The organism is Mycobacterium sp. (genome assembly GCF_032162605.1).
Taxonomy (GTDB): Bacteria; Actinomycetota; Actinomycetes; order Mycobacteriales; family Mycobacteriaceae; genus Mycobacterium.
Genome location: NZ_JAVROT010000250.1, coordinates 1 through 4607 on the forward strand (window position 1 = coordinate 1; position 4607 = coordinate 4607).

A 4607-nucleotide genomic window follows, 5' to 3' on the forward strand; every position below is an offset into this window, starting at 1 on the left:
AACTTCTCGACGCGTTAGCGTCTGCAATGGCGCTGGTGACCCACGCGACGGTAACCATTGAGGCCGTCCCCTCGGAGGTGTTCGCGTGGTTGATCGATCCCGCTAAGTGGTCTGGCACGGAATTTCGGTGACGTAGTTGTGGAGTGGCTCAACGGTTTTACCCGTTGATGACGGCGTCCGTCAGCGCGGCGACACCGATCGTCACGACGGCGATTAAGGCGGCCCAACTACCCGCTCCGATGTGCACAGGGCGGCCAAAGTATTTCGGCGCGCGCCAGTACACCACGCCGATCAGCAAAGCCTTAGCGACGACGACAGACACGATTCGCAGGGCAGTCGCCACCCGCATTAGTTCTCACTCTTAGCGCGCTCGTCGGGCAGCTCGTCGACCTGGCGGCTCGCCGCCCTGCTCGCGAATAGACCGACGCACCGCCGCCAGTAGCCGCAGCTCGGCGTCGATGGTCTCGAGATTCTGCACACATCAGAGCGTAGGGCAGGCGTACAGATGGTCTCTTCGCCAGCGGCGACGAGGGCGACGGCCGCGAGGTAAGCACGGATTCCAGCTGGCGGGGAAGCGTTGATGGGCGTCAGCGGTGACGACAGGGGCCCGCTGGAGCGCAATTCTGGAATGAGTCCAGATAGGACCATCGAATAGAAGGAATTTCATCATGCGAATCGGACTGAAGTACATCACAGCAGCGTTGGCGACGGGTGCTGCCGCGGTAGCTATTGCCGTCGCGCCAGCGGCCATGGCCGATCCCGCGCCGGCTCAGTCGGCAACGGTCGCCACCGCGTCGACGGCCGTGGCGCCTAATATTGTCCAGACCGCCGGCCACGGCGGTGGCGGCTTTCATGGCGGGGGCGATCATGGCGGCGGCTGGGGCGGTGACCGCGGCGGCTGGCACGGCGATCGCGGCTGGGGTAACTGGTTTGGCTGGCGCCGGTAACGGTCAATGAGCGTGCGCTGGAAGGCTGCACCAGTCTGACACCGCGGTTCGTAAGTGAAGTATCGCCTCAGACAGGCCCGCGCCGGTGACCCCTCGCCGGCGCGGGCCGCTTGGGCTTTCGAGCCACGGGATTGGGCGGCGACACGGCGGCCAAGATCGCGTCGGCACTCCAAGCAGGACGAGTCATCGGTCAGCTCAACACAGTTAACCAAATGGGGTTCGACCCGTCACGCGTGTAGCGAGGGTGACGGTGTCCGAGAAGTGTTCGGCGATCGCGGCGGCGATCTCGTAGAAGCGCCGACCACCATCGCCACGAGGCCGTCCCACACCGTGGCGACACCGGGCAGAAGCCCGCCGTGGGCCTAGTCGATGCCATGAGCCTGGCAGGGGGAGCCGGGTCGGCTGGGTGGTGGTCATGGACCATTAGCCCGGACGGCGTTAGCTGGTCGTGCTCTAATTGCGTCACTAGTTTCACGCGCCAACTGGGGGTGACGACGGATGAAAGGCACGAGCGGGACGGCTGGCGATACCGGTGACAGCCGCGTGGCGGTGAAGGTGCGGGTGCGTGTATACCCGGGGACGGACGGCGAGGTCGGCGGCACGGTGGTCGAGGATTTCGGCGATCTGGCGGGGCATGCAGTGGATATCGGTGATCGTATAGTTGGCCCCGCGCGGAGATGGGCGGTGGCGCTCGACGCGGGCGGTCTGGTTTTCGTCGACAGCGACCAGTTGGCCGCCGAGTAGTTTTAGCTGTCGCGGTTTGCCCTCCGTCGGGCGACCATCTTTTCCAGTTGCGGCGCTATCGGACAATAGGGTGCCAGCCGGCGTGCAGAACACCGGATCGCACTTTGTCAACGTTCGGACTGCTCGATCTCGTCAAGCTGTCTGTCGATGTCCGTTAATTCGATTGCCAGACGCCGCAATTGGCGTGCCACGGCTGCGCGCCACTGCTCAAGCAGCGCGCGGCGCTCTTCGCGACCCTTGTTGTGTGCGTCTGTCTGCATGGTGGTCGCTCCCCGTGGTCGGCGGCTCTGGCACCACGGGTCTGCACACCGTGATGGTGTCCACGGCGACACTTCACGGGCCATCGTCTCGTTGCCGTCCCACGGGGTGATGGTCTGCGAGACAAGTTCTGATGGACCTCCGCACGTTTCGCAGAAAATGAACCATCCCGAGTTTCATGCACACTCGGGATGGTTCATGGTTACGCCAGCGGTAGTAGGTCTGCGCGGAAACCTGCAGCTCGCGGCATACGTCGGCGACCTCTTTGCCCTCGGCCAGCATCCGATCCGCCCGGATCAACTTGCGCACAACCTGCTCTGCGAGTGTCGTTTCCTCGTTGCCATTGTGATCGTCCTTCCTGCCCACAATGCGGGCCGACAAGACTCTCACTCCTACTGGACTGACCACGCGCGGTCGCGGCACCACATCGTCAACTACCTGATCGCCGAGGTGCTCGATGGTCAGCCGCAGCATCGGCGCAGCTTCCTGCTGCGCACCTCGGTGCTGCGCCGACTCGGCGGGGCGTTGTGTGATGCGGTGCTGGAATCAACCGGCTCGGCAGCCATCCTGGCGGACATCGAAAGGGAGAACCTCTTTCTCACCTCTTTGGACGACTCACGGCACTCGCATTCGCTATCACCAGCTGTTCGCTGAACTGCTACGGGTCCAACTGCAATACATTGAACCTGAGCTCATTACAACTTTGCATCAGCGAGCCGCGACCTGGTTCACGACGCAAGGCTTCACCGATGATGCCGTACATCATCTTTCCGCCGCCGGCGACACCACCGGGCTGGCAAATCTCGTTGCAGCGCAGTCGGCTGCCGAGTTCAACCAAGGCCGGCTCTCGACGATCTCGGGCTGGATTGACTTGTTACCGTACGAATCGGTGTCGGCGGATCCACGGCTGAGCTGCGCGCCGGTGAGGCCTCGCCCACGCGTAACTGCCCATTCGGGTCGATCGCGAGAGTGATCAAGAGGCCGAATGGTCATTCTGGGGCGACGGCGGCCTCGATGAGTCCGGTGTTGACGTCGTAAACCATTCCAACGCACCGCATTCCATCAGGAAGGCCATCGGTGCCGTGGAGAGCCGCTACATCGACCTGCACGGCCACATAGGGGTCTGCCACGCTCTTTGCGTTCAAGGACCCTTCATCGATTCCGAAGAAGCTCGCTAGCCTTGCCCGCTCACCCTGCATGCGCAGGATCCCGCAGTCGGTGTGCTGCAGGACAACGAAGGTCCATCCCTGGTCGAAGTCACCGCCCGCGGCCTGAGTCAGCTTCCGCAGCAACACGAGCTCGTCCAACACCGAGGACGTGACCCGCCCACCGATGTTGCGAATCACCGCGGCTTCGCCCAAGTCGAGTCCGAGGACGAGTGACGGGTCGACTCGCGGGTCCACGCAGCCGATGACGAAGATCTTCAGTGACGGGATGATCTTCAACCCCGAGGCATAGCGATGCGTCGAAAAGCCGGCGTTGCCTTGGATCAACTTCTGGACTGAGTCACTCATCACCACTCCTCACATGGACGCCACAGGTAGGAAGCGTTGAAACCCGTTGTGGCTGCACTTACAGTGCTCCGCGTTCCGCTCGGGATAAAGCGCCAATACCTGATGGCACTCATCGGCTGCAACGATCAATCAGCCGCCGTACTGTTCCTCTGTGGAGTTCCGCCAACTCGAGGCGTTCGTGGCGGTGGCGACCGAACTCCACTTTGGTCGTGCCGCCGAGACACTCCACATGTCGCAGCCCACGTTGAGTGAGCTGGTCCGTCGGCTGGAACGCGAAATGGGCACGCCACTGTTGACGCGCACGACTCGTCGAGTGGCTCTCACCAGCGCGGGAGCGGAACTCCTCGATCGCGCCCAGGCCATCGTGAGCGATGTTTCCTCGGCGACCGCTGCGGTGCGCCGCGTCGCCAACGGCGAAGTCGGCACAGTCCGATTGGGCATCGTGCCCAACGTCGAGCCCGTCCTGGCACCACATGTTGCCGACGCACTACTTCGACACGCTCCTGACATCACTCTCGACGTGCGCCGGATGTGGCCGCCCGACTTGCTGCGAGCTGTCGCCGACGGCACCGTCGACGTCGCCATTAACTGTGGTTACGTCGTCGATCCGCCGGGCGTCGTCGGTGAGGTGTTCTGCGCTGAACGGGTCCTGGTGGCGCTGCGTTCGACCCACCGCCTCGCCGATAGTGACGGCGTCGCCTGGACTGAATTGGCGGCCGAGTGTTTCGGTATCCCCAGTGCGTCCCTGTTCCCGGAGTGGTGTTTTGCGCAGCAACGGGTGCTGGAGAACGCGGGCATCTTTCCGCCGACCGTAGAACTCGAAACCACCGATGCCGGGGCGACGGGGTGGCCACGGCAGTCCGACGTGCAGTGGGTCATGACCGGTGCCGCATTGAGCGGGCGCAACGAGGAGGTGACGGTGTTGCCGGCATCGCCGCCCGGGCTGCTCTTGTACAAGTTGCAGTGGAATCCGGCGCGCACACTAACGGCGGCCGCGGCGCGTTTCGTCCAGTTGACCCTGACGGTCGACGTACCACAGGGATGGATCACTCAACCAGGTCACCTTCGCTTCGACGGTGCCAATTCGACGGGCATAACGGAGGAACCGTGACTACCACGGCAGACCTGACTCAGCGCAATGCCA

8 protein-coding genes and 1 pseudogene are annotated in these 4607 nt (G+C 63.4%); 4 read left to right on the forward strand and 5 right to left on the reverse strand.

Annotated features, from left to right (window positions below):
* Positions 1-157 precede the first annotated feature (157 nt).
* Positions 158-322 carry a hypothetical protein gene (locus QOI01_RS15055; RefSeq protein ID WP_526382219.1) on the reverse strand — a complete coding sequence of 55 codons (165 nt, stop codon included), beginning with the start codon at positions 320-322 and terminating at the stop codon, positions 158-160.
* 346 nt (positions 323-668) lie between these two features.
* Here QOI01_RS15055 and QOI01_RS15060 point away from each other — a divergent pair, with 346 nt between their 5' ends.
* Both QOI01_RS15060 and QOI01_RS15065 read left to right on the forward strand, forming a co-directional pair.
* Positions 669-947: a hypothetical protein gene (locus QOI01_RS15060; RefSeq protein WP_526382221.1), complete on the forward strand. Its 279-nt coding sequence runs from the start codon at positions 669-671 to the stop codon at positions 945-947.
* Positions 948-1445: 498 nt separating this feature from the next.
* A complete protein-coding gene (locus tag QOI01_RS15065) occupies positions 1446-1691 on the forward strand; it encodes a hypothetical protein (protein ID WP_526382222.1) in 246 nt (81 codons plus the stop codon).
* A gap of 107 nt (positions 1692-1798) precedes the next feature.
* Here the strand turns inward: QOI01_RS15065 and QOI01_RS15070 are convergent, their stop codons facing one another.
* Together QOI01_RS15070 and QOI01_RS15075 are read right to left on the reverse strand one after the other, a co-directional pair.
* A complete protein-coding gene (locus QOI01_RS15070; RefSeq protein ID WP_526382224.1) occupies positions 1799-1951 on the reverse strand; it encodes a hypothetical protein in 153 nt (50 codons plus the stop codon).
* A gap of 199 nt (positions 1952-2150) precedes the next feature.
* Positions 2151-2293 (reverse strand): annotated as a pseudogene (locus QOI01_RS15075) (transposase); the annotation flags it as partial.
* A gap of 157 nt (positions 2294-2450) precedes the next feature.
* On the opposite strand from QOI01_RS15075, the gene QOI01_RS15080 reads away from it, so the two are divergent.
* Entirely contained in the window at positions 2451-2603 is a 153-nt protein-coding gene (locus QOI01_RS15080; protein WP_526382232.1) for a winged helix-turn-helix domain-containing protein, read from the forward strand.
* Between the two features lie 4 nt (positions 2604-2607).
* Here the strand turns inward: QOI01_RS15080 and QOI01_RS15085 are convergent, their stop codons facing one another.
* The gene (locus tag QOI01_RS15085) at positions 2608-2787 is read right to left on the reverse strand and encodes a hypothetical protein (protein WP_526382226.1); all 180 of its coding nucleotides are present in this window, start codon (positions 2785-2787) and stop codon (positions 2608-2610) included.
* Between the two features lie 151 nt (positions 2788-2938).
* Positions 2939-3463: a carbonic anhydrase gene (locus QOI01_RS15090; RefSeq protein ID WP_526382228.1), complete on the reverse strand. Its 525-nt coding sequence runs from the start codon at positions 3461-3463 to the stop codon at positions 2939-2941.
* 151 nt (positions 3464-3614) lie between these two features.
* On the opposite strand from QOI01_RS15090, the gene QOI01_RS15095 reads away from it, so the two are divergent.
* Positions 3615-4574 (forward strand): LysR family transcriptional regulator, encoded by a 960-nt coding sequence (locus QOI01_RS15095; RefSeq protein WP_526382230.1) that lies wholly within the window; start codon positions 3615-3617, stop codon positions 4572-4574.
* Positions 4575-4607: the final 33 nt, after the last annotated feature.